Source organism: Streptomyces tubbatahanensis (assembly GCF_022699385.1).
Classification (GTDB): domain Bacteria; phylum Actinomycetota; class Actinomycetes; order Streptomycetales; family Streptomycetaceae; genus Streptomyces; species Streptomyces diacarni.
In genome coordinates, this window is the sequence record NZ_CP093846.1 from 3028530 (window position 1) to 3053490 (window position 24961).

The 24961-nt window shown below is 74.7% G+C and carries 14 protein-coding genes; 2 read left to right on the forward strand and 12 right to left on the reverse strand.

The annotated features are described in order from the left end of the window. Nucleotides 1-5: 5 nt before the first annotated feature. The 8 genes from MMF93_RS13030 to MMF93_RS13065 all read right to left on the reverse strand — a co-directional run bounded on the left by MMF93_RS13030 (nt 6) and on the right by MMF93_RS13065 (nt 12813). The gene (locus tag MMF93_RS13030) at nt 6-1691 is read right to left on the reverse strand and encodes a serine/threonine protein kinase (RefSeq protein WP_242751470.1); all 1686 of its coding nucleotides are present in this window, start codon (nt 1689-1691) and stop codon (nt 6-8) included. Between the two features lie 280 nt (nt 1692-1971). Continuing rightward, complete coding sequence (locus MMF93_RS13035; RefSeq protein WP_242751471.1) at nt 1972-3081, reverse strand: glycosyltransferase family 2 protein; 1110 nt, start codon at nt 3079-3081, stop codon at nt 1972-1974. Further along, entirely contained in the window at nt 3078-4412 is a 1335-nt protein-coding gene (locus MMF93_RS13040; protein ID WP_242751472.1) for a nucleotide sugar dehydrogenase, read from the reverse strand. The genes MMF93_RS13035 and MMF93_RS13040 overlap by 4 nt, the downstream gene beginning before the upstream one ends. A gap of 11 nt (nt 4413-4423) precedes the next feature. Next, a complete protein-coding gene (locus MMF93_RS13045; RefSeq protein ID WP_242751473.1) occupies nt 4424-6157 on the reverse strand; it encodes a glycosyltransferase family 4 protein in 1734 nt (577 codons plus the stop codon). 112 nt (nt 6158-6269) lie between these two features. Further along, on the reverse strand, nt 6270-9152 hold the full coding sequence (locus tag MMF93_RS13050; RefSeq protein ID WP_242751474.1) for a glycosyltransferase: 2883 nt from the start codon (nt 9150-9152) through the stop codon (nt 6270-6272). Continuing rightward, nucleotides 9149-10516: a Gfo/Idh/MocA family protein gene (locus MMF93_RS13055; protein WP_274709455.1), complete on the reverse strand. Its 1368-nt coding sequence runs from the start codon at nt 10514-10516 to the stop codon at nt 9149-9151. Before MMF93_RS13055 ends, MMF93_RS13050 begins: the two co-directional genes overlap by 4 nt. Continuing rightward, a complete protein-coding gene (locus tag MMF93_RS13060) occupies nt 10513-11655 on the reverse strand; it encodes a DegT/DnrJ/EryC1/StrS family aminotransferase (RefSeq protein ID WP_423835598.1) in 1143 nt (380 codons plus the stop codon). Before MMF93_RS13060 ends, MMF93_RS13055 begins: the two co-directional genes overlap by 4 nt. A gap of 519 nt (nt 11656-12174) precedes the next feature. Further along, on the reverse strand, nt 12175-12813 hold the full coding sequence (locus MMF93_RS13065) for an acyltransferase (RefSeq protein ID WP_242757525.1): 639 nt from the start codon (nt 12811-12813) through the stop codon (nt 12175-12177). Between the two features lie 453 nt (nt 12814-13266). Between MMF93_RS13065 and MMF93_RS13070 the strand changes: the two genes are divergently transcribed. After that, a complete protein-coding gene (locus tag MMF93_RS13070; RefSeq protein ID WP_242751475.1) occupies nt 13267-15174 on the forward strand; it encodes an arabinofuranosyltransferase AftB family protein in 1908 nt (635 codons plus the stop codon). Nucleotides 15175-15195: 21 nt separating this feature from the next. On the opposite strand, the gene MMF93_RS13075 is transcribed toward MMF93_RS13070, so the two are convergent. The 3 genes from MMF93_RS13075 to MMF93_RS13085 all read right to left on the reverse strand — a co-directional run bounded on the left by MMF93_RS13075 (nt 15196) and on the right by MMF93_RS13085 (nt 19674). Continuing rightward, nucleotides 15196-16140, reverse strand: coding sequence for a class I SAM-dependent methyltransferase (locus MMF93_RS13075; protein WP_242751476.1), 945 nt, complete (start codon nt 16138-16140; stop codon nt 15196-15198). Between the two features lie 139 nt (nt 16141-16279). After that, on the reverse strand, nt 16280-17455 hold the full coding sequence (locus tag MMF93_RS13080; RefSeq protein ID WP_242757892.1) for an acyltransferase family protein: 1176 nt from the start codon (nt 17453-17455) through the stop codon (nt 16280-16282). An 869-nt stretch (nt 17456-18324) separates the two neighbouring features. Then, nucleotides 18325-19674 (reverse strand): acyltransferase family protein, encoded by a 1350-nt coding sequence (locus MMF93_RS13085; RefSeq protein ID WP_242751477.1) that lies wholly within the window; start codon nt 19672-19674, stop codon nt 18325-18327. A 570-nt stretch (nt 19675-20244) separates the two neighbouring features. Between MMF93_RS13085 and MMF93_RS13095 the strand changes: the two genes are divergently transcribed. Beyond that, nucleotides 20245-22875 (forward strand): glycosyltransferase family 4 protein, encoded by a 2631-nt coding sequence (locus MMF93_RS13095; RefSeq protein ID WP_274709456.1) that lies wholly within the window; start codon nt 20245-20247, stop codon nt 22873-22875. Here MMF93_RS13095 and MMF93_RS13100 read toward each other — a convergent pair. Continuing rightward, nucleotides 22833-24932 (reverse strand): hypothetical protein, encoded by a 2100-nt coding sequence (locus MMF93_RS13100; protein ID WP_423835599.1) that lies wholly within the window; start codon nt 24930-24932, stop codon nt 22833-22835. The genes MMF93_RS13095 and MMF93_RS13100 overlap by 43 nt on opposite strands. Nucleotides 24933-24961: the final 29 nt, after the last annotated feature.

Consider the following 24961-nt stretch of genomic DNA (forward strand, 5'->3'; position numbering starts at 1 on the left):
GGCGGTCAGCCCCAGATGGGCTTTTCCTTGTTCTGTGGCTCGTCCTCGAGAAATCCGTCGAGCCTCGCAGCCGTTTGATGGGCATATGAGGTGGTCTCTTCGGATTGCCCGTCTTGGTGATCGGGGACCGAAGCGCTCCAATGGACCGTGACTCGGAGGTTGTCACGCCGGAAGTTCACGCTGGTAGAGCTCTTCTTTTTCCCATTCTCGGTTTTCTCGTCCCAAATTGTTTGTATCTCCTCATCGGCGACGCGATCATAGACACCGACCCTGCTCGTCGTCATCGGCCCGTACTCAGAGCGGCCGAGTTGAAGTTTGGCCATGTCGTTCGCCGCGTCCTCCTTGGTGCTGAGCAACTCCGCACTGATGGTCAGATGGAACTCGTACGTGGATCCGTCCGCGTTCTTCCAGCCGCAGTTGGCCTCCTTGCTGGTGTTGGCGTAGTCGATCAGGTCGGAGGCGCCGAGTTCCGTGCGGCCGTGCATGTCGTTGCGCCTCAGGTAGTCGCAGAGGTCCGGCATCCGCAGGTATCTCTCGACGGCCTCGGTGGCTTTGGCGTCGGGTTCGTCTTCCTGGCCCTGGTCGTGGCCCAGGACCCCAGTGAAATAGCCGATACCGGCGACCATGCCAAGGCACAGCAACGCGATCATCCCGAGCTGGGCCCCTCGAGAGCCGAGCGGTCCACGTCGTGCCGGTGGTGTGCCCTCGGGCTCGTCGGTGGCCGTCCGGGTTTCCCGGGTAACGGCCGACCCCGGCTCGGGGGTTGGAGCTGTGGCGACGGCGGTGCGGGGCACTGTCGGTGGTTGTACAGGCTCCGTCTCCGCCTCCGAACCGGCCGCGTCGGTCTCGCCGGCATCCAGATTCCGGCGCAGGCGGGTAAGCCGCTGGTGGACGGCGGCGGCGGTGGCGGGACGAAGAGCGGGGTCGCGATGGAGCAGCCCCGCCAACAGGTCCGCGACGGGTGCGGGGACATCGGGGCGCAGCTCCGTCACCCTGCGGGGGTCTTCGTCAAGTTTGCGGCGGATCACCGACAGTGGGCTCCCGTCGCCGAACGGTGGCTGTCCGGTGAGGAGTACGAAGAGGACGCTGCCCAGGGCGTAGAGGTCGGAGCGTGCGTCACCGCGCTGGTCGAGGAACTGTTCCGGCGCCCCGTACTGTGCTGTGCCAACGGGAGAGAGCAGTGTGGTCGGGGCGACGGTGAAGGTGTGCGTGTGGATGAAGCCGGCGATGCCGAAGTCGACGACCTTGACACTGCCATCAAGCGTGAGCATGACGTTCGAGGGCTTGATGTCGTAATGGACGACGTGCGCCGCGTGAGCAGCGACCAGAGCGGCGCATACCTGCTCGGCGATCTCCAGGGCGCGATCGTGGGGCAGCGGACTGTGGGTGCGCAGATGCTCGGCGAGACTGGTTCCCTCGACGTATTCCATGACGAGGAAGCGGGTGTCGTCATGAGTGCCACGGTCGTACAGGGTGACGATGTGGCGGTGGTTGATCTGGGCCGCGGCCACCGCTTCGCGCTCGAAGCGGTTGAGGAGCTCGGGCATGGCGTTGTCGTCGGGGTGCAGAAGCTTGACGGCGACATCGCGGTGCAACTCCGTGTCGCGGGCCGCCCAGACCTCGCCCATACCTCCCCGGCCAAGCCGCTCGACCAACGCGTATCTGCCCGCGATCACGGTGCCGCTGTCCACCTGTGCCTCCAGGGGGCCTTCTGTTCAAAAGCATGAGCATTCCTGGTAAGCGTCCGACGCTCACTGTGATCGTAATACTCCGCTGCGGCATGCACGGTTCCGCGATACGGCGGGCTTCGTCGACCCGCTGACGCTCCTTTCCCCTTCGGGCCAAAGAGCCCGGCCCGGGAATCGACCGCGACGGCCCAGTCCCCGTCACCCTCGGTGTCGGCCTGCGTTAGCAGCGCGGTGAACACCTTCTCCCAGGTGCCATCGACCGCCCACGTGCGCAGCCGGTTGCTCAGGGGCGGGTCGCACGGGGTTCCGCGCTCGGGGCTCTCAGCCACCGGCCCAGTGGGGTGCGGCTCAGGGGGGAGAGGCGCACCGCGGAGGCGGGTCCACAGTCGTGGGCGGCGAGGTGGTCGCAGACCGCGTCGGTGTCGCCGCGCCACGCCAGCTCCAGGACGCGGCGGCGTCGGGCGTCGAGCCGCTCCACGACGCCGTCGCCGTAGGTGCCGATGAGCCGGGCGGCACCGGTGCACACCGCTTTCCGTACGCCAGGCGGCAGTTCGGGGAATTCGGGGCCGAACAGCTGGCAGACCTCGACGTGGAAGTGGCGCTTGTGGAAGGCGTCGCGCAGCGGTCCCGGGCCCAGGAAGCGGCAGGTCGCCTGGAAGAGGCGCTCGGCGCAGCGCAGGCGCGTCTCGGGGCCCGTGTGGTAGGTGATGTTGCCGGAGTCGGCGCGGCGCACGGCGAAGTAGTGCGCCTGGTCGGCCAGTACCGAGATGCGGGCCGCGCGGACGCAGGCCTCCAGCACGAACGGCTGGTCGCTGAAGGCGGGCATCGTCTCGTCGTAGCGGATGCGGTGCTCGTCGATGAGGGCGCGCCGGAACAGTTTGGTGTTGGACAGCGCCCAGGGCAGCCCGTCGCCGACCAGCCGGATGACGGGGGCCGTGCGGGTGAACACGCCGCTGGGGACGGTACGTTCACCGATCGGCACCATCTTGCACAGCAGTACGTCGGAGCGGCAGTTGTCGGCCATGGTGACCATGCGCTCCAGTGCCTCGGGCGCCAGGTGGTCGTCGGCGCCGAGGAAGAAGACGTAGCGCCCTGTGGCCAGCTCCAGGCCGCGGTTGCTGGGCGCGGCGGGGCCGCCGGAGTTGGGCTGCCGCACGGTGGTGAACAGCCGGGGGTGGAGGGCGGCGTAGCGCCGGATCTCCTCGCTGCTGCCGTCGGTTGACCCGTCGTCGACGGCGACGACCTGCATCCGCCGCTGCCCGATCGACTGTCCGACGAGCGAGTCGAGGCAGCGGGTGAGGTAGGGCATCGTGTTGTAGACGGCGATGACGACGCTGACGTCGGGCTGTCCGGCCGCGTCTGCCGCGCCGCCCGCGCCGGGCCCGGTGTTCACGCGCGCACCGCCGGGCGCCCCGCGGAGCGTCTGCCCCCGCGTCCGGCTCCGTCGCCGATCACCACGCGCCGCACCCCGGCCCACAGCGCGGGGTCGGTGACGCGCCGCCCGTCCACCAGGACGCGGACCGACGGAAGGTGGTCGGCGGCCAGGGTGCGGTAGGCGGGGTGGTCGGCCTGGACGACGGCGGCGGTGACGGGCTGCCCGGTGTGCGGGCGCAGCCCCATGTCGGCCAGTTCGTGCGGCGCGAACATCGGGTCGGAGACGTAGGCGCGGGCCCCGCGTGCGCGCAGCGCGGCGACGGTGGGGAAGACGCCGGAGAACGCGGTCTCCTTCACCCCGCCGCGGTAGGCGGCCCCGAGGACGACGACCTCGGCCCCTTCCAGGTCACCGTAGGCGTCGGCGAGCAGGTCGACGGCGTGGGCCGGCATGGCCTCGTTGGTCCTGCGGGCGGCGTCGACCACCTCGGCGCCCGGATCGTTCCACAGGTACATGCGCGGGTAGACGGGGATGCAGTGGCCGCCGACGGCGATGCCGGGGCGGTGGATGTGGCTGTAGGGCTGGGTGTTGCAGGCGTCGATGACGGCCTCGGCGTCGACGCCTGCCCGGTCGGCGAACCTGGCGAACTGGTTGGCCAGCGCGATGTTGACGTCCCTGTAGGTGGTCTCGGCCAGCTTGGCCAGCTCGGCGGCCTCGGCGCTGCCCAGGTCCCACACCCCGTTGGGCCGGGAGAGGTCGGTGCGCGGGTCGAAGTCGAGCACGGACTCGTAGAAGCGCACGCCGTCCTTGGCGGAGGCGGGCCCGATGCCGCCGACCAGTTTGGGGTAGCGGCGCAGGTCGGCGAAGACCCGCCCGGTGAGGACCCGTTCGGGCGAGAAGACGAGGGAGAAGTCCCGCTCGGGCAGCAGCCCTGAGCCCTCCTGGAGCAGCGGCGCCCAGCGGTCGCGGGTGGTGCCGACCGGGAGGGTGGTCTCGTAGCTGACGAGGGCGCCGGGGCGCAGCCCGGCGGCGACGGCACGGGTGGCGGCGTCCATGGCGCGGAAGTCGGGGGTGCCCCGGTCGTCGACGAACAGGGGGACGACCACGACGACGGCCTCCGCCTCGGCGACGGCCTCCGTGGTGTCCGTGGTGGCGCGCAGCGTGCCCGCGCCGACCGCCTCGGCCAGCCGTTCGGCCAGGCCCTCCTCGCCGGGGAAGGGCTCCCGGCCCGCGTTGACGTGCTCGACCACGCGCGCGTCGGTGTCCGCGCCGGTCACCCGGTGTCCCTTCGCCGCGAACTGCACGGCCAGGGGCAGCCCGATCTTCCCGAGCGCCACCACACAGATCCGCATTCCCGTCTCCTTCAGCGTTGTGTTGGGCTTGGTGCCCGCTCCGTGCCCGCCGGCTCGCTCCGGGCCGCCGGGCCGCGTCGGGCCGCGGGGTCGCGCCGGGCCTCCCGCCCGCGGCGGGCGCGTCCACGCCGGGCCTCAGGATCCGTGCGCGCGGACTCGTGCGGCAGCGCGGTCTCCTGCGGCAGCGCGCTCTCGCGCATCAGGCCGGTGTAGATCCGGTCGAGGGTGCGCGCCTGTGCCTCCCAGGTCCACGCGTCCAGCAGCCCGGGGCGCCCGTAGGGGGCGCGGTAGCGTTCCGGGTCGGCGAGGACGGCGTGCACCGCGCGGGCGTACCCGTCGGTGTCCTCGGCGGTGAAGACCTCGCCGATCCCCGCCGCCCGGGTGGTGGCGGCCATCGTCTCCACGTCGCTGACCACCAGCGGCAGCCGGGCGTGCGCGTACTCGAAGAACTTGGTGATCAGCGCGATCTCGTGGTTCGGCCAGTGGTGCAGCGGGATCGCCCCGGCGTCCGCCTCGGTGAGGAAGGGGACGACCTGGTCGCAGTCCACATACGGCAGCACGTGCAGCCGCTCGGCCACCCCCAGCCGGGCCGCCCGTGCGCGCAGTTGCCCCAGGTATCCGGCGGCGGGCTTGGGCACGATCAGCGCGGTGTGCACGCCGGGCAGCCCGGGCAGCGCGTCGACCATGGTGTCCAGGCCGCGCTGCGGGGCGGCGGCGCCGCTGTAGACGACCAGCGGCGTGTCGGGGCCGATGCCGCACTGGGCGCGCAGCCCCGGTACCCCGCCGGTCCTGACGGGCCGGGTGGCGGGCGTCTCGGGCGCGTTGAGGACGACGTGCGGGTCCTCGGCCAGGTGGTGGGTGCGGCGCAGCAGTCCGGCGAGGGTGGCGGAGACGGTGACGGCGGCGTCCGCGTGGGGCGCGTACTCCCTCTCGTGCGCCACGTGGGCGGGCAGCCAGCGCACGTCGTCGGTCCAGGGCCGCACGCCCGGCAGGAACTCGTGGGCGTCCCAGATCAGTTTCACCGTCTCGCCCCGGGCCGCCGCGCGGATCTTGGCGCGGGCGCCGACACCGAGCATCCGGAAGTCGTGGGCGTGGACGATCTCGGGCCGCAGCTCGTCGACGGCCCTGCCGTACGCCAGCTCGAAGTCGTAGAGGCTCGGCCACAGCCTGCGCCAGCACCGCTCCTTCAGGGTGCGCTGCCACAGTGCGACGGCGGCCCGTTCCGCGAGGGTGCCCGTGCCGCGCCTGGCCTGCCCCCGCTCGAGCTGGCGCTTGCGGAGTCCTGCCCAGTGCTGGGCCAGCCGGGCCGCGAGGCGCGGGAGGGCGAGCCGCGCGGTGCGGCGGCCCCTGGCGAGGGGCGTCGCGGGTCCGAGCGCCAGGGCGGCGCGGCGGGTGCGCAGTTCGTCGCGGCGTGCCTTGGCGCGCTGGACGCGGTAGCCGGCGGTGCCGGGACGGTAGGCCAGCGGTCCGGTCAGCAGCGGGCGGCGGCTCGCGCGCGGCGGGTGTGCCAGCGGGGTGGGGACGGGCAGCAGCCGCACCCGGGCCTCGCCGAGGCGCCAGGAGGCGGGGCGCCCGTCGGGTGAGCGGCCCAGCAGCGTGACGTCCCAGCCCGCCTCGGCGGCCGAGCGGGCCGCCTTCTGCACCCGCGAGTCTCCCCTCACCCCGTTGCACACCAGCATCACGACGCGGCCGCGCCGCCGTCCGGTGGGCTGCCCCGCGTGCGGGGTGCGGCTGTCGAACTCCACGGGCTCGCCTCTCGGTTGTCGTCCAGGACCGGCCGGGCGCTCAGCGGCCCTGCGGTCCACCTGCTCAGCGGCCCGGCGGCCGACCGGCTCAGCGGCCCGGCGGCCGACCGGCTCAGCGCAGGAAGCCGTCCAGCACGTCGGCGGTGTAGCCGCCGTCGTGGTAGGTGCGCACGTACTCCACCGACTCCTGTGCCGTACGGCGGGCGGAGTCGCGGTCCTCGACCAGGGACTCGACCGCGGTGCGGAGCGTGGCGGGGGTGGCGTTGACGATGGGCGGGCGGATGCCGACGGAACGGTGCAGCCGCTCGTCCAGGAAGGCGATCACGGGCCGGCCCGCCGCCATGCCCTCGCAGGCGAAGGTGCCGTAGGTGCCGACCGCGAACTGGTCCACGACGATGTCCGCCTCCTTGACCAGCTCCTGCACCTGGAGCCACGGCACCCCCGTGGCCATGCGGAACTCGATCAGGCCGCGCCGGTCCAGCTCCTCCAGGACCGGGACCACCCGCTCGGTGCCCTTGGTCCAGCGCTTGGAGGGCGCGTGCACCACCACGGGCCTGGCGCGTTCCAGGGCGGGCCGCTCGCTCGCCCAGCCGTCCACGTCCACCACCAGGGGCGCCCAGCGGGACCCCGGCAGTTCGTCCAGCAGGTCGGGGGTGGTCACGAACTGCGGCAGCCCGCTGCGCGCCGCCAGCCGCCGGTTCCGTGCGCTCTTCTTCACCAGGGCCGCCAGGATCGCCTCGTCCGCCGCGTGGAAGAGGGAGTGCTCGTAGCGGCTCATGTGCCGTTCGGGGTCGCGGACGTCGCTGCCGTGCGCCAGCAGCGCCACCTTGATCCCGGCGGCGGCCAGCGACGGCAGGTCGTCGCAGATGTGGCCGCCGTTGAGCCTGCCCAGGGCCGGGGTGAAGGAGTCGGCGAGGTAGTGGGTGTAGGAGCCGAGCACGCGGCGTGCCCTGTCCAGTTGGAAGCCCAGGTCGCCGGTGCGCTCGCCGATCGCGTAGATGTCGGCCGGGTAGATGACGCTCTGGTCGTGGGTGTGCATCACGACCTCGGCGGACAGGTCCTGGCGCCGCTCGCACAGCGCGCGGGCGAAGCCGGCCAGCTGCCCGGCGGAGTTGGCGCAGCCCAGGCCGAGCCGTACGGGCGTGGTGCCCAGCGCCCGCCAGCCGGGCGGCGCCCCGTCGGGCGGGGTGGTCTCCAGCGGGCGCGGCCGCCCGGGGGCGCCGAGGCCCGGCTGTTCGGACACCGACCACGACAGGCCGCGGGGGGCGAGCCTGGCGGCCGCCTCGGACCCCGCCAGCCGCTCGTAGAGGGCGAGCAGCCCGGCCGACTGCTGCTCCCAGGACAGTTCCCGCAGCAGCGGTTCGGTGATCTTGCCGACCAGCGTGCCGCGCCGGGACAGGCCGCGCTGGACGGCGGTGGCGAAGGAGGGGACGTCCTCGGTGACGAACACCTCGCCGACGCCGGTGCGCTCCACGAAGTTGCGCAGCGTACGCACCCCGCTGGTGATCAGCGGCAGCCCCGCGTGCAGGTACTCGGCGGCCTTGGTGGGCAGGGAGATCTCGCAGTTGGGCACGTGCCGGAAGCAGATCAGGCCGAGGTCGGCGGAGGAGAGGTAGTCGGGCACCTGTTCCTGCGGCACGTAGGGGACGACGTGCACGCGCTCCCGTACGCCCAGCTCCTCCGCGCGGGCCAGCAGCGCCTGGAGGGTCGCGTTCGGCTTGGGCCCCACGACGAGCGCGAGGTGGGCGTGCGGCAGCGCCGGCAGACCCTCGACGGCGGTGTCCAGGCCGCGCTCGGGCCCGATCCACCCGGCGTAGACGAGCAGCGGCACGTCGGGCCCGAGCCCGCAGGCGTCGCGGACGGAGACGCACTCGTCGGTGTGGGCGCTGACGGCCTCGCGCACCGGCGCGTTGGCGACGACGTGCGGCGTCTGGGGCAGCCCGTACGCCTCGCGCAGGATGCCCGCCAGCTCGCCCGAGACGGTCACCACCGCGTCCGCGCGGGAGATGAACTCCTTCTCCACGCCGGGGAACGCGGAGGCGCGCACCGCGTCGGGCCACTCGACGCCGCGTACGTACTCGTGGGCGTCGTAGAGCCAGGCGGTGCGGTGCCCGCGGGCGCGGAGCCGGGCGACGCTGCGGGCGCCCACGGCGATCATGGTGATGTCGTTGGCGTGCACGACGTCGGGCGCGAGCTCCTCGATGACCGGGCCGAACGCCAGGTCGAGGTCGAGGAGTTCGGGCCAGTCCCGGCGCCAGTCTCCGGTCGGCCGCGGCGGGCCCGCGGCCATCCTGCGCTCCCACTGGTAGACACGGCCTCGCCCCTTGTGCGCGTACCGGCGCAGCCGCACCCAGCCCTTGAGCGCCTCCCTGGCCACCGCGGCGCCCGGTCTCGACGCGAGCCTCGACGCGGGTCTCGTCGCGGGCCTCGGCGCTGATCCCGCCAGCCAGCCGACGCGGGCCGTCTGCTCGCGCACCCACGCCGCGTGCGCGGAGCGGGCCCGCACCCAGGCGCCGTCGTCCGGCAGCCCGAACTGGGTGACGTGGGCGCGCAGGTGGGGGCGGCGCCGCTCGGCGTTCACCACGGCCCGCATGTGCGTGGACACCGGCACCTTGACGACCCGGACAGGCCCGAGCACGGACTCCTCACGCCGTTTGGAGGGGCTGCGGCCGACCAGCGTCACGTCCCAGCCCGCGCGCGCCGCGGCGATCGCGGTCTTCTGCACCCGCGAGTCCCCGGCGATGGAGTTGCCGACGATGACGGCGAGCCGCGGCCTGCCCCGGGGACGGCCGTCCCCGGTACGGCCGCCGGCCGCCGCCGGGCCGGCCGCCGCCTGGCCTTCGGGGCCCGCGCCCTCCGGTGCGGGCGCCGGTCCCGCGCCGGGTCCCGGTGCCTCCTCGTCCTCGCCGAACCGCGCCTCGGCCGCGCCGGGCGCCTCGGGGGTGGTGCCGGTGAGCGTGGCGCGGCGGCGGATCCTCCCGCGTGGCCGCCTCATGCCGTGCGCTCCGCGACGTGCGCGCTCCGGTGGGCGGACGCGCCGCGCTCCGCCGGGGCCTGGTCCGCTTCCCGGGTGCGGAACGCCGGGGCCGTCTCCCCGGTGGCACCCGCCTCCTGACCAGCGCCGCCCGCGCCTGTTTGGGCGTCCGGGCCGCCCGCACCGCCCGGGTCCGACGCGCCGTGCGGTACGGCCAGGTCGCTGGTGCCGCGCGCCGACTCCAGCACGGCCGCCGACACCTCCACCGTCCGCAGGCCCTCCCGTATGGTGACGATGCCGCAGCCCTCCGCCGCCTGCCCCGCCCGCACCGCGTCGCGGAACCGCTCGTGCTCGACGGCCAGCGGCTCCCGCTTGGGGAACGCGAAGCGCACGGTGTCGCCCTCCGCCACACCGCGGAAGGCACGCAGGGCCTCCCACTCGGTGGCGACGGCGCCGTTGGCGTGGAACGTCAGATCGGCGGTCAGGGTGTCCGCGACGAAACACCCCCGCTCCCCGGTGACGGCCGTGAAGCGCTCCTTGAGCGGACTGAGCCAGTTCACCAGGTGCGAGACCATCGTCCCGTCCACCAGGGAGCCGACGACCGCGACCATGTCCTCGTGCTCCCGCCCGCTCTTGGAGACCGTGCGGGCCGACAGCGACGCGTACGCCGCTCCCGTGATCCAGCTCGTGAGATCGATGTCGTGGGTGGCCAGATCCTTGACCACACCGACATCCGCGATGCGGTGCGGGAAAGGGCCCTGGCGCCGGGTGACGACCTGGAAGACCTCCCCCAGTTCCCCGGCCTCCAGCCGGGAGCGCAGCTGCTGGAGCGCCGGGTTGAACCGCTCGACGTGGCCGACACCCGCGACCAGCCCCCGCTCCTCGAACGCGCGCACGAGCCGGCGGGCTGCCTGCGCCGTGTGGGCCAGCGGCTTCTCGATGAGCGCACACACCCCGTGCGCCGCCAGCTGGAGGCCGACCTCCTCGTGCAGGCCGGTCGGGCAGGCGATCACCGCGTAGTCGACGCCCAGCGCCAGCAGGTCGGCCACCTCGGGCAGCACCGGCACGCCCTGCGCGCCGAGCAGCCCGCGCAGACTGCCGTGCGGATCGCCCGCAGGGTCGACGGCGCCGACGAACTCGACGCCCTCCAGGGACGAGAGGATCCGCGCGTGGTTGCGGCCCATCGCGCCCAGACCGATGAGCCCGGCGCGCAGCGTGCCGGGGCGGCGGCGCCCGTCGGCGGCCCGCTCCGCCGCCGGAGCGTCCGCGCGTGCGGGCGCCTGGGCCGCCGGGTCCGCGGTGTCGGCGGCCCTGGGTGCGTCGGCCGTCTTCGGGGCGTTCGCGCGCGGCGCCGTGGGCGCCGGCTTCGCTCTCGATCCGGTCATCGGGCCCCTCCCACCTCGGCGACCGCACGGTTGGCGGCCGCCACGATCTGGTCCAGGTCGCCCGGGGTGAGCGAGGGGTGCACGGGCAGGGACAGCACCTCGGCCGCCGCCCGGTCGGTGACCGACAGTTCGGCGCCCACGTGCGCGTACGGCTTCAGCCGGTGGATGGGCGTCGGATAGTAGACGGCGCAGCCGACGCCCTCCGCACGCAACCGGGCCTGCACCGCGTCCCGCACGGCCGCGCCGCCGCGCACGCGCACCGTGTATTGGTGGTAGACGTGCCGGGCGCCGTCCGCGACCCGCGGGGCGACCAGACCGGTCTCAAGCCCCAGATCCAGCACCCGCGCGTTGCGGCGCCGCTGCTGCGTCCACTCCGCCAGCCGTTCGAGCTGGACGCGGCCGATGGCGGCGGCCACGTCGGTCATCCGCATGTTGGCGCCGACGATCTCGTTCTCGTACCGCTGCTCCATGCCCTGGTTGCGCAGCAGCCGCAGCGTACGGGCGCGCTCCTCGTCGGGGACGACGACCAGACCGCCCTCCAGGGTGTGCATGTTCTTCGTCGGGTAGAAGCTGAAGCACGCCGCGTCCCCGAATGTCCCCACGGGGCGGCCGTGCAGCTGCGCCGCGTGCGCCTGGCAGGCGTCCTCGATCAGAGCGAGCCCGTGCCGCTGCGCGAGCTGGGTCAGCCTGCCCATCGGCGCCGGATGCCCGTACAGGTGTACGGGCATCAGTGCCGCCGTGCGCGGGCCCACGGCCTCGGCGGCCGCGTCCGGGTCCAGGCAGAAGGTGTCCGGGTCGACCTCGGCGAAGACCGGCTCGGCACCGGCCAGCCGCACCGCGTTGGCGGTCGCCGCGAACGAGAACGAGGGCACGACCACCTCGTCGCCCGGCCCGATTCCCAGCGCCAGCAACGCCAGATGCAGCGCCGAGGTGCCCGAGTTCACCGCGATGCACGGACGGCCCTCGACCAGCGCCGCGAACTCCTGCTCGAACGCGGCGACCTCGGGGCCCTGCACCACCCGGCCGTCCCGCAGCACCCGCACGGCGGCGGCCACCTCCTCGTCCCCGATCACCGGCTTGGCCGCCGGAATCGTGGACGAGGCCACGAGAGGCGCAGCGGAAGCGGTCGGCGGCGCCAGAACCCCGCCGACCGCGCCGGAATCCACGGATCCGGCGACGTGCGTGTCCGGCCTCGCGGAGCCCGCCACCACGGGCTCGGCGGCGAGCGCCTCCCGCAGGGCGGGCGCGTCGTGCGCGGCGGGCGCGTCGTGGCCGGTGGGCGCGTCGTGGCCGGTGGGCGCGTCGTGGCCGGTGGGCGCGTCGTGGCCGGCGGGCGCGTCGTGGCCGGCGGGCGCCTCATGGGTGGCGGGCGCCGGGCGGGCGTCGGTGGACGCGCCGGGGCCGCCGGGGTCGCCGGCGGTCGTCGCGTGCGCCGACGCCGGGTCTGTCGTCGATGCCGTCGTCGGCGCCGACGCGGGCCCGGCAGCCGGATTCATGTCTTTTCGCAGCCCTTGCATGGCGGATGTGCCCCTCCGGTTCCCCGGCAGATTCGCCCTATGTGGACCCACATCCGGCCGCGCTCTTGCACTATAGGCCTACAAATCACCCGGACCGCCTAATCACGGGCTCATCCTGGACCTCGGGCACAGGCCCACGGTTCACCCTGCGGAGCGCCCCGCGGGGCCGGACTCACGCAGCGTCACGGCCGCGCCCACCACGCCCTCCGCACCGTCCGCCGCGCGCTCCTCGTACCGTTCGCCCGTCGCCGTGCACTCCCACACGCCGGGGCGGTCCGGCACGGCACGCAGCCGCACGCCCGCTCTGCCCACCCAGCCGATCCGGCGCGCCGGCACCCCCACCACGAGTGCGAAGTCCGGTACGTCGGACGTCACCACGGCACCCGCCGCCACCATCGCCCAGCGGCCGATCCGCACCGGAGCCACGCACACCGCGCGCGCCCCCAGCGACGCGCCCTCGGCGACGGTGACGCCGACCGCGTGCCAGTCGCCCGCCCGCTTGAGCGTCCCGTCCGGGTCCACGGCGCGCGGCGCACGGTCGTTGGTGAGCACCACGGCGGGCCCGACGAAGACGCCGTCGGCCAGCTCGGCCGGCTCGTAGAGCAGCGCGTGGTTTTGCACCTTGCACCGCGCGCCGATCCTGACGCCCGCACCGACGTAGGCGCCCCGCCCGATGACGCACTCCGTACCGACCACGGCTCCCTCCCGCACCTGCGCCAGCTCCCACACGGTCGTGCCCGCGCCCACGGCGGCGTCGTCGGCGACCTGCGCGCCCGGCATCGCCCGGAAGGAACCGCACGAGCCCTCGCCCGAAACGGTGCTCGCCGCAGTGGTGGTCACAGTGCTCGTGTCGGTGATGTCCATGAGGGCTCGCTCTCTGTGTGGGCGGGGTCCGCGTGATCGGTGCTGTGTGACCGGTGCTGCGTGACCGGTGCTGCGTGATCGGTGCTGCGTGACCGGTGCTGTGTGACCGGTGCTGTGTGACCGGCTCCGCGTGGCGGGGTGTGGCGTGGCGGGCCGCGGGTGCCGCGCCGGACCGTCGGTGGCCGGGAGGCCGGCCGACGGCCCGCTGGGGCGAGGATGGCGGCACCCGTGCGGACGCGGTGCCCGGCGCGCCGCGCCGCGCGGGTACCGTCGACCGCCCGGGGCGGCCCGTCCGCCGACCGGGTGAGTGGGCCCCGTGCGGCGCGCCGTGCGCGAGGGGGCCCACGGGCCCGGAGCGATGGTGGCGTCATGGCCCGATCCGATGAGATTCCCGTCCCCCAACCGACCGGGGAGCCGCGGTCCTTCAGCCTGCCCGGCACCCTGGCCCAGCGGTGGAACGCGCTGGCCGTGGCCGCCTGCGGGGCCACGGTGCTGGTCATGGGGTACCGGCACCGCTGGACCAACGACGACGCGCTGATCTACACCCGCGCCGTGCGCCAGATCCTCGCGGGCAACGGCCCCGTCTTCAACGTCGCGGAGCGCGCCGAGACGTCGACCGGAACGCTGTGGCAGTGGTTGCTCGCCGCTGGCAGCGCCGTGCCGGGCGTGGACGATCCGCTGCGGCTGGCCGTGGCGCTGGGGCTGCTGCTGACTGTCGTCGGCTACCTCCTCGCGCTCGACGGCACCCGCCGCATGATCCGTCTCACCCGCCCTGCGGGGGCGCTGCTCCCCGTCGGTGTCGTGCTGCTGCTGCCGCTGTGCGCGACCTGGGACTACGCGACCTCGGGCCTTGAGACGGGCCTCTCGTTCGCCTACCTGGGCGGATGCTGGTGGCTGCTGGTCCACGCGCGGGTACTGCGGGCGCGGGTGGAGGGCGGCGGCCCGGCACTGCCCGCGACGGCGTTCGCGCTGGGGCTCGGCCCCCTGGTGCGGCCCGACCTGGCGCTGGTGAGCGGGCTGTTCCTGGTGGCGCTGTGGCTGATGTGGCGTCCCGGGTGGCGCACGACCCTCGGCTGGGCGGGCGCCGCCGTGGCGCTCCCCGTCGCCTACGAGGTCTTCCGCGCGGGCTACTACGGGGTACTCGTCCCCCTGCCCGCCATCGCCAAGGAGGCCTCGGGAACCGAGTGGCGGTTCGGCTGGGACTACCTGCTCAACACGGTGAACACCTACGCGCTGTGGGTGCCGCTGGGACTGCTCACCGCGTACGCGCTGCACGCGGCGGTCCGCCGCGCCCTCGGACGGCGGCCGGGCGACGCCCCCACACCGGACGACGCCCAGGCACCGGACGGCCTCCACGGGCCGGCCGGCCTCCACGAGCCGGACGGCGTCCACGGGCCGGACGGCACCCGGCGTCCCTGCGGGGGGCACGTGGCGGACGCGGCGCTGGTGGGGGCGCCGGTCGTCGCCGGGCTGCTGTCGGCGTTCTTCGTCGTCAAGATCGGCGGCGACTTCATGCACGGCCGCATGGTGCTGCCCGCGCTGTTCCTGGTGCTCCTGCCGGTCTTCCTGCTGCCGTACGGGCGGACGACGGCGGCGCTGGCCGGGGCGGTCGGAGTGTGGGGGCTGGTGTGCGCGCTGGCGCTGCGGCCCCCCATCGAGAGCCCCGACGACCCGCGCATCGTCTTCGACTCCCACACCGTCTACCAGCACATCCTCGGCGACCGGCACCCGGTCGGCCAGCTCGCCCACACCACGACCCCGCGCGCCTTCACCACGGCCGCACGGCGCACCATCGAGAACGGGAACCACGGGCTGGTGCTGCGGCTGCCCTACGACAAGGGATACCCCGTCGTCCCCCTCGCGCCCCACGTGCGGGCGCCGGTCGCCGCCGCCGAGGCCCGGCTGGGGCACGCCGGAGCGGTACTCCCGCTGGACGGCTTCGTCATCGACATCCTCGGACTGGCCAACCCGCTCGGCGCCCACACCGAACCCGTCAGCCACAAGAAGGCGGGGCACGAGAAGCCGATCGACCGGGCCTGGATCGTCGCGGACGTGACCGCGCCCGGCACCAGCGTCCCGGGCGTCGACTCGGGTGACGTACGCGCCGCACGGCACGCCTTGACCTGCGGACCGCTCCCCGAACTGCTGGCCTCGACCCGCGAGGCGATGAGCCCCGCGCGCTTCTGGGACAACCTCACCGGCGCCTGGGACCGCACCCGCATGCGCGTCCCCGCCGACCCGGTGGAGGCCGAACGCGCCCTGTGCCGGCGGGGCTAGAGGCGCTGGAGGGCGCCGTCGTCAGCGTGCCGGGCGGCGGGTGTCGCGGGCGCGGACGAGGGCGCGGGTCACCACGGGGGGCAGGAGGTCGACGGCGAGGCGGCGGGCGGCGCGGGTGCGCGGCGCCCGCGCGGCGGCGGCGTCCGGCGCCGGCGCGTGCCGCGAGACGGGCACCGGCGGCGCGTCGGACTTCCGCGCACCGACCAGCAGCATCCGCCGGCCCGCCACCTCCTGCCACTGCAACCAGCACCTGCCCCGCTCCCGCAGCGCGGCGTGCAGCGCGTCCTGCCACGGCTCGGCGTCGCCCCACGTGCCGTAGAACTTGTGGCTGGAGACGCACACGGGCCGTAGCCCGCTCTCCAGTACGGCCTGCCAGGTGGCGCAGGCGACACCCGGCGTGTGGTCCGAGCGGTAGTCGTCGAGGACGACGATGCCCCCGGGCCCGAGGGCGTCCCGGGCGGCCGCGATGTCGCCGTACACGTGCTCGTACAGGTGCGAGGCGTCCACGTGCACGAAGCGGCAGCTGCCGTCCTCCACCTCGCGCGGCACCACGGTGGTGGGCGCCTGGAGGATGTGCGGCAGGTCGTCCCAGAAGGAGCCGTAGTTGGCCTCGAACGCGCGCCGGGTGAGGGTCGCGTAGGAGCCGCGCATCTCGCGCCCGTTGGCGGCGTCCGGCGCCTCGGAGTCGAACAGGTCGCAGACGGTGAACCTCTCGTGCGGGGCGTCGAGGTAGGCCCGCAGGAGAACGGCGCTCTTGCCCATGTAGGCGCCCATCTCCAGCAGGTCGCCACGGTGTCGCAGTTCCCGCTGACGGCGCAGGAACCAGTCGAAGAGGATGAGATCCGTGCGGTAGAACCAGCCGGGCACCTCCTCGAAGGAGCGCGGTGCGGGCAGTTCCTGCGCCTGGCCGCCCGGGTCGGTGGCGGACGGCGTCCGGCCGGGCGTGGACGCGGCTGTGGTGGTCATGGGGGCGGGTCTCCTCTGCGGACGGGGGCGTTCGAGGGGGCCGAGGCCCTGTATAGGGGGCAGGACCGCGCCGGCGCACGCCCCCAAGCCGCACATCGGCAGAGCTTCCGCGCGCCGCCGCCCGCGGGCCACCCGGCGTTCAGCGACCGTTCCGCGCGGCTGGGGAACCGCCCTGACGGGCACGGTTCACGCCCTGCCCTGGGCCGTGCGCGAACGCCCCGCCCGCGACGCCGCTGACGCCGCTGACGCCTTTGACGCCCGCGACGCCGTTGACGCCGTTGACACCCGCGACGCTCGCGACGCCCTCGGGCCGGTGCGGGTCCGCCGGGTCGCCGCCGGAGCGGTCACGGGACCGCAGCCACCCGGGGAACGGCGGCTCGACGAACGGCCACAGACAGCTCCGCACCTGGGGCGTGCTCAACAGCACGGCGAGCCCGACGGCCAGCACCGTCGTCCCCGCCACGGCCGGCAGGCCCCAGCCGAGGACGAGCCGGTAGCCGCCCGCCCTCTCGACCGCCTCGATCACCAGCCCGTGCAGCAGGAACGGGTAGAGCGCGCACGCCCCCAGCGCGGAGAACCTGGTCACCCGCTGCGAGACGAGGGCCAGGAAGGCGGCGACGAGAACGGCGCCCGCACCGAAGAGCGCCAGCCGCACACACACGTACCTCAGCGGGGACAGCCCCAACTCCTCGCTGGTCGCCTCCATCAGCAGCCAGCCGCGGCTCACCCTGGGCGCCGCCCACCAGGCTCCCGCCACGGCGGCCGCCACCACGGGCAGCGCACACAGCCGCGCCACCCGGCCCCCCACCAGACGCAGGTGCGCGGGGCGCAGCCGCAGACCGAGGACGAACCACGGCCAGTACATCAGCAGCCGCGGCAGGGCCGGTTCGCCGCCCAGGTGCAGGAATCCGGTGCCGACGGAGACGAGCGCGGCCAGCGCGACGGGCCAGCGCACCGCGTGCCACAGCGGCGCGGTCAGCCGCCACACGAGCAACGCCGCGAGGAACCAGCACACGAAGGACGGCCGCGTCAGGGTGACGGCGAAGGGCCGGTCCCACACAAGCGTGTCCCACCCCGCGTACGCCGCCTCGAAGGCGAGATAGGGCACCAGGACGTGCGTCAGCAGCCTTTGCACCTGGTCCGGGCGCCCGGTGAAGCCGCGCGAGAGGTAGCCGCTCAGCAGGGAGAGGGCGGGCAGGTGGAAGGCGTACACCAGCAGCCAGGCCGCCTTGGCGCCGCGCATCCCGTCGGCGACGGGCGCCCAGTTGTGCGCCAGCACCACCAGAACGACCAGGAGGAACTTCGCGTTGTCCATGAACGGGTCCCGCCCGCCGTACCGCCGCGCCGGGCCGCGGTCCGGGCGCCGCTGCTGCGGTGCCCGGACCGCGCGCCGCAGCCGTGCTCCTCCCGTCGCCGCGCGCGTCGCCCCCGTGGGCGGAGCGGGGGCCGGACCCAGTGCCTGGGCCCTGGCCCGGGGCCGGGCCCCCGCGGCCGTCCCGGCTCCCGCGGCCATCCCGGCTGCCGCCGCCGTGCCGGTTGCCGTGCCGGTTGCCGTGCCGGCGTGTGTGCGGGTCCGCGAGCGCGGACCGTCGAGCACGCGGGCGCGGGGCCGCCGGCGCGGGGCGGACGAGGGGGAGGGAGCGGGGACCGGCGGGGCCGCCGGGGCTGTGCGGGCGCTCGGCGGGTAGGGCGCGGCGCCGGGGGCCCCGCCCCCGGAGGGGCGGGACCCGGTCGTTCCGACCCCGGCCGTTCGGGGCCTGGCCATTCCGGCCTCTGCCGTTGCGATATCGGGCCCGGCGGTCGTGGTCCCGACGGTTGCGGCCCCGGCCGTTCGGAGCCCAGCGGTTACGGGCCCCGTACCGGGCCCGGTCGTCGCGGTCACGCCCATCCCGGCGGCGGCCGTTCCGGCGCCGGGCGTCGCGGCCCCGCGTCCCGCTTCGGGCGAGTGCCCCGTCGCGGCCTCGCATCCCGTCGCAGGTGCGCTCCCCGTTGCGGCATGGCGTCCCGCCGCGGATGGGTGCCCCGTCGCGGCGTCGCGTCCCGTCGCAGGTGGTCGCTCCGTCGCCGGGGGAAGCCCGCTGCCCCGCGTGGGGTGCGGGGCACCGGGTGGGGAGGCCCAGGGGGCGGCGCCGCCCACCGCGTAACCGTGGGTCGCGTAGGTGTCGGTGAAAGGGTCCCAGGCCATCACGCCGTCCTCGGCTCGCTCGGCTCACTCGGCTCGTTCGGCTCGCCCTGACCCCGCGCCTCACCGGCGGCGCCCAGGCCGCTCGGCCCGTCCACCGCGCCCGCCCCGGGGCCGGCGGGCTCTTCCGCCGTTCCCGCCCCGAAGCCGCCGGGCTTCTCCAACTCGCCCGCCCCAGGACCGCCGAGCGCGGTCACCGCACCAGTCGCCGCACCGGTCGCCGGGCCACTCGCCGGCCCGCTCTCCGAGTGGGTCCTCGCCCGGGGGCGGCGGGTGACGCCCGGCAGTGGCGGTTCGACGAGGGGCCGCGCGAGCCACCGTACGGGCGCGGTCGACAGCAGGACGGCGACGGCGGCGCCCAGCGCCGTCAGCAGAGCGGCGCCGAGAGGGCCCAGCGGGCGCAGCGGCGCGTCCCAGCCGTAGGCGTGCGCGGCGGTGGCCAGCAGCCCGTGCAGCAGGTACGGGTACAGGGTGACGGCGCCCAGCGCGGTCAGCCACAGCGTGCGCCGGGGTACCAGGGCGAGGAAGGCGGCGGTCATCGAGGCGGTCACCGCGAAGAGGGCCAGTCGCACGAGCAGGTAGGGCGTCGTGGCCACGCCGAGGTCGGCCTGGCCGTAGCTCATCCACAGCCAGTGCACATCGGTACGGGGAGCGAGCCCGTACGCCGCCACGGCGCCGGCCGTGAGTACCGCGGGGGCGCACCAGCGCACCCAGCCGTTGACGCGCAGACGTGCGAGGTGTGCGGGTTCCAGATGCAGCCCGAGCACGAACCAGGGCAGGAACATCAACACCCGGGGCAGCGCCAGATCGTCGCCCAGGGTGGAGGTGCCCGCGGCCAGCGAGACCAGCGCGGCGACGGGTACGGGCCAGGGCACGACGCGCCACACCGGTGCGGTCAGCCGCCAGACGAAGAGCGCGGCCAGGAACCAGCACACGAAGGTGGGTTCGGTCAGCGTGAGCCGGTAGGGCTTGTGCCAGACGGTGGCCTCCACGGCGCTGTAGAGCACCTCGAAGACGAGGTAGGGCGCGAGTACGCCGGCGAGCAGTCTGCGTACCTGGTCGGGCCGTCCGGTGAAGCCGCGCGAGAGGTAACCGCTGAGCAGGATGAAGGCGGGCATGTGGAACGAGGCGATCCACAGGTAGGCGGCCTTCACGGTGCGGGAGCCCTCGACGAGCCCCATGGGCCAGGTGTGGCCGATGACGACGAGCACGATCAGCAGGAACTTGGCGTTGTCGAGAAAGGGGTCGCGCTCGACGGGGCCTTTCCCCGCTCGTGCGCCGGGCGCCGACCCGCCCGGCCCACCCGGTTCCGGTCCGCCCCACCCACCCGCCGAGGGCCGGCCTCCACCCACACCCCCGGGCGACCGGTCACACCCGGCGTCCTCGGGGAGCCGGTCACGCCCCGCACCCCGGGAAGACCGCTCTCGCCCCACACCCCCGGGAGACCGCCCTCGCCCCACACCCCCGGGCGACCGCTCTCGCCCCGCGTCCTCGGGGCGGCTCGCCCCCGTACGCGCCGGCTCGCGCGGCCCGTCGCACAGGAACCGCAGGGGCCGCCCGGCCCGCAGGGACCGCCCGGGCCGGACCAACCGCACGGTCCGCACGGACCGTGCGGCCCGCGCGGCCCGCCTCGCCCCACGTCCGCCGCCGAGCGCGGCGGACGTGCGCGCGCCGGGGACGGCGGGTCGGCTGCCGACGCCGCCTTCCGGTCCGACTGGGTCGATGATCTGCGAGGCCATTGATCGGACAGTAAGTGCGGTCGGGCTTTCGGCCGTCGCGGCATGCCGCCGTCGGGGCCGAATGAGGGACATACGAGTGTTAAGAACGCATCTCCTCCCTTTTCCCACCTGAAATAGGCGGGGACGAAATAGAGAAATCCGGTCAATACGGTACGAAGAGCACCGAGTGAAGGGGAGGCCGCGATGAAGATCGTGTTCTTGTTGGACAACGCCTACGGAATCGGCGGGACGATCAGATCAACGGTCAACCTCTCCGGCGCCCTGGCCGACCGGCACCAGGTGGAGGTCGTCAGTCTGCGCCGCTCCCGCCAGGAGCCCGCGCTCTGCTTCGACCCGCGTGTACGGCTGACCTCCCTCATCGACCTGCGCCCCTCCTCGCCCGCCTACGACGGCGACGACCCCGCCTACCACCAGCGCAGCGAGCGCTTCACCGAAGGGCATGACCACTTCGAGAGGGGCATCTCCACCCGCCTCGGCGACCTGCGGGTCAAGGCGCTGCTGGAGAACCTGGACGCCGACGTCGTCATCGGCACCCGGCCGAAGATCAACGACTATCTCGCCGCCTACGGCACCAGGCGCTACGTCCGCATCGGCCAGGAACACCTCACCCACCGGATGCACAGCGACCACATCCGTACCCACCAGGACGCGGCCCTCGCCCACCTGGACGGGTTCGTGACCGTCTCCTACGCCGACGCCGACGCCTACCGCGCCGCCCTGCCCGACGTCCGCGCCCGGATCGTCTGCGTCCCCAACGCCGTCCCGCCGACCGACGTCGAGCCCTCGGACGGGCAGGCCAAGCTCATCGTCGCCGCGGGGCGCCTGATCAAGGTCAAGCGCTACGACCGGCTGCTGCGCGCCTTCGCCCTCGTCGCCGACAAGCACCCCGACTGGTCGCTGCGCCTGTACGGACGCGGCCCCCAGCGCGCCGCGCTGCGCCGTACCCTCGACGACCTCGGCCTGTCCGACCGCGCCTTCATGATGGGCGCCCACTCCCCCATCGAGACCGAGTGGGCCAAGGGCTCGATCGCCGCCGTCTCCTCCGACGGCGAGTCCTTCGGCATGACCCTCGTCGAGGCCATGCACTGCGGCGTCCCCGTCGTCAGCACCGACTGCCCCTACGGCCCCGGCGAGATCATCGCCAACGGCCGCGACGGGCTGCTCGCGCCGCTGGGCGGGAACGAGGACACCAACGTCCGCGCCTACGCCGACGCCCTCCTCCACCTCGTCGAGGACCCCGCCCTCCGCGCCCGCATGGGCCACGCCGCCCGCGAGAAGGCCGCCCGCTACAGCCCCCGGCGTATCGCGGGAGAGTACGAGGAGCTGATGGAGGGCCTCCTCGCCGAACACCGCGGCACACCGGACGGCGCCGGGCGAGCGACGGACGACACCGCACGGGAGGAAACCGGCGACGCCGCACGGGAGAAAACCCACGACGCCGCACGGAAGGCGGCCCCCGGCGCCGGACGCGAGACGGTCCCCGACAGCGCGCGGGACGCGGCCGGCGCCCCCGGGGGCGGGCAGGGGGGCGCCGACCGCCCGGCGGGCGAGGAGGCCGGAGCGGCACCTCGCCCGGGGGCGCCCACGACCCCCCGGGCGCCCGCACCGCGCGGCGCGCGCTCTCGTACCGCACCACGCGGTGTGCGCGCCCGCGCGCTCCGAGCCGCACGGCGCGTCGTCCCCCGCGCGCTGGTCCCTGCCCTGCGCCCCCTCGCGAGAGTCCTGTTGGACGCCCCGCGTGCGGGCGGCGGCGGCCTGCCGCGCCCGCTCGCCCGCGTCCTGGCGCAGCACGACGGCGCGCTGCTGTTCCGCCTGCGCGCCACCACCCTCCCCCGGAGCACCGCGACGCTCTCCCTCCGCCCCCGGGGCCGCGACGGCACCGCCCCCGTCCGCCTTCCGCTGCCGCCCCGCGAGCAGGCCGACGCGGACGGCTGGGTCGAGGTCCGGCTCAGCCGCCAGGACGGCCCCTCCCTCGCCGAGGCCCGGTGGGACGCCTACGTCGAGCGCGCCTCGGACGGGCGGAGCAAGCGGGTCAAGGCCGAGCGGGTCGAGACGGCCCGGCTGCTGAGCATGCCGGCGCCGGTGAACGCGGACGGCGTGCTGGAGCCCTGGGTGCCGTACGTGACGGAGGACGGCTGTCTCGCCGTCCGGGTCTGGTCCCGCGACCGGCACGCGGAGGTCACCGGGGTCGTACGCGGCGAGCACGGCTACACCCTCACCGCACGGCTGTACGGACAGGCCGTCGCGCCCGAGCTGTCCCGGCGCACCGTCGAACTCTCGGGCGGTCCCGTGCTGGTGGCGGTACCGCGCGGCGGCAACCCCCGGCAGGCGTTCGAGTTCCCCGGCCGCCAGGGCACCGAAGCCGCCACCGTGGAACTGGAACTGCCCTACGAACTGCCCGCGGCCTTCGCCGACGGCGCGGCCGAGGGGGTGTGGGACCTGTGGCTGCGACCGGGGCTCGGCCCCGAGCGGGTACGTCTGGGGCGGCTGCTGGGCGACCTGGCGGACCGCAAGAAGACCGACGTCACCCCCCGCACCCGGCTGGGCGAGAGCAACCTGGCCGTGCAGCTGTACTTCTCGCTCAACAACAACCTGGTCCTCACCCTCAGGACACTGGCCGCGCCCAAGGCCGAGGACCACACCGCACCGGCGGCCGCGCAGCGCTCCGACGAGGAGGCGCGACAGCAGCGGGAGACGGCAGGGTCACGCCAGGGCTCCGCGGCGCACACGGGCGCGAGTCGGCAGGGGCCGGATCCGGCGGCGAAGAGCGCTCAGGGCCGCTCGTCCTCGCCGAGCGCCTCCGCCAGCGCCTGACCCCGCTCCCTCTCCTCCTCGGCCTCCACCTCTCCCTCCGCATCACCCTCCGCGTCGAGCGGCTGCCCGGCCACCGCGCGCACCCTCTCCTCGCGCGCCTCGGCCTCCCTCACGAGCGCTTGCACGGCCCGGTTGAAGCGGACGAGGGACGGCGGTTCGGCCGGTCCGAGCAGCCGGACCTTCAAGGCGGCGCGGGCGGGGGCGAGGGTGTCCTCCCGCGGGTGCCGCACGGTGTGCAGCAGCCGGTCGATGCCCGTACCGTCAGGGCCGAGGAGGGTCGCGGCACGCACGGTGGGGCAGGCCGCCCTGAAGCCGTCGTCGTCCAGGCCGCTGGTGTTGGCGACGGCGTACGGCTTCTCGCTGCTGAGGTAGTCGGAGACGACGGACGAGACGTCCGAGACCAGCACGTCGGCCTCGTTGAAGCAGCAGAAGAGGCCGGGTCCGCCGGCGGTGACGATCTGGTGGAGCCAGGGGGGCTGCGCCGCCCAGTACGCCTCCTCCCACGCCCGCGCCGCCTCCTCCACCTCCCGGGCGCGGCCGGGTTCGGGTGCCTGCTGGCGCAGCATCCGCTCCACCTCGTCTGCGCGCCGGCCGAAGTCCACGCGGGTGAGCCTGCGCAACTCGGCGGTCGCCTCCCGAAGCGCCGCCTGCGCCTCGGGACCTGGCTCCTCGCCGCCCCGCCCGGCGTTCGCCCGCTGGATCAGCGCGCGGATGCACCGGTCGGCCTCCCCCGCGCGCGGGTCGACGGTGCCGGTCATCGGGTGCGGCTTGTACAGCAGCCGCACCCCGCGGTCGGCCAGCAGCGCGGAGACGATCGCCTCGCCCGCCACCAGCACCGAGGTGTTGCCCGGATCGTCGGTGAACCCCTCCCAGGTCGGCGCGTACAGCACGGTGAGACGGCCGTCGCGGCCCCCGGGCCCGGCTGCCGTCCCGCGGGTGCCCGCTGCCTCGATGGGTGCGAGCTGCGGGCGGCCGACCTCGACCACGTCCTTGTCCTCCACCCCGATGTGCGCCAGCGCGTAGCGCTCGCGGGCGGCCTCGCCGGCGACCCACACCTGGTCGTAGGCCTTGGCGTAGGGGTTGCAGGAGGAGAGCTTGTCGGACTCGCCGTGGTTGATGAAGGCGTGCTTGAGGGTGGGGATACGCAGCACCTGCGAGGTCTTGCCGGAGTTCGCCGGGTGCAGCAGCACCTTCAGCGTGGAGTGCTCCAGCCGCATCAGGTGCGACACCTTCGGCACGCACAGGACGGGCACGTCCGTGGCGTCGATCTTCTGCACCATGAACCGCTCGCGCAGCACGATCACGGGCCGCCCCTCCAGCTCGGCCAGCGTGCTCAGCCACATGTTCGCCTGGTAAGCGGAGGCGTTGCCGCCGGAGAAGTACATGCCCACCGTCGGCCGGTACTCCGCCAGCCACCCGTCAAGCCAGGCCAGCGCCTCCTCCTCGCCGACCACCCGCTTGCCGGGCAGCAGCCAGGTGGCCAGCCACGCGATCCCGGCGAGCATCCCTGCGCAGCAGCCCACGGCCGCCGCCAGCGCCCACACCGGATCCCCCGTCGCGGCCGACGCGCTCATCCCCGCCGTCAGCACGGCCGCCACGCCCAGCAGGCGCACCGTCGCCCGCTGCGCGAACAGCGCCGGCGGTGAGGGAGTGAGCCCGAGCGCCGAGGCGTCGATGTTGCGGGTGACCACGGGCAGCCGTCTGCGGGCGCGCACCGACCCGGCGACCGCCTGGCACAGGAAGTGCAGGGCCCAGCACGCCAGCACGGCCCCCAGCAGCGGCGCGGTGCTGCCCGAGTCGAGAACGCCGAGCCGTCCCAGACCGCCCAGCAGCAGCGCATCCCGCAGCATCTGCCGGACGGCGGGGGTGAACTGCGCCCGGGCCAGCCGCCGCTCCGTGCCGCGTGCGTGGTGCGGCAGCAGTACGTCCGTCAGCAGGCCCAGCGCCGCACCGAGGACGACGAGGGCGGCGCCGGCCCCGGCGATGCCCGACATCTGGAACAGGTAGCCGGCGGCCAGCAGACCGAGCGCGCATCCCGACCGGGTGCGCTCCCGCATCCGGCGGACACGCTGCTGCCGCTCCCGCG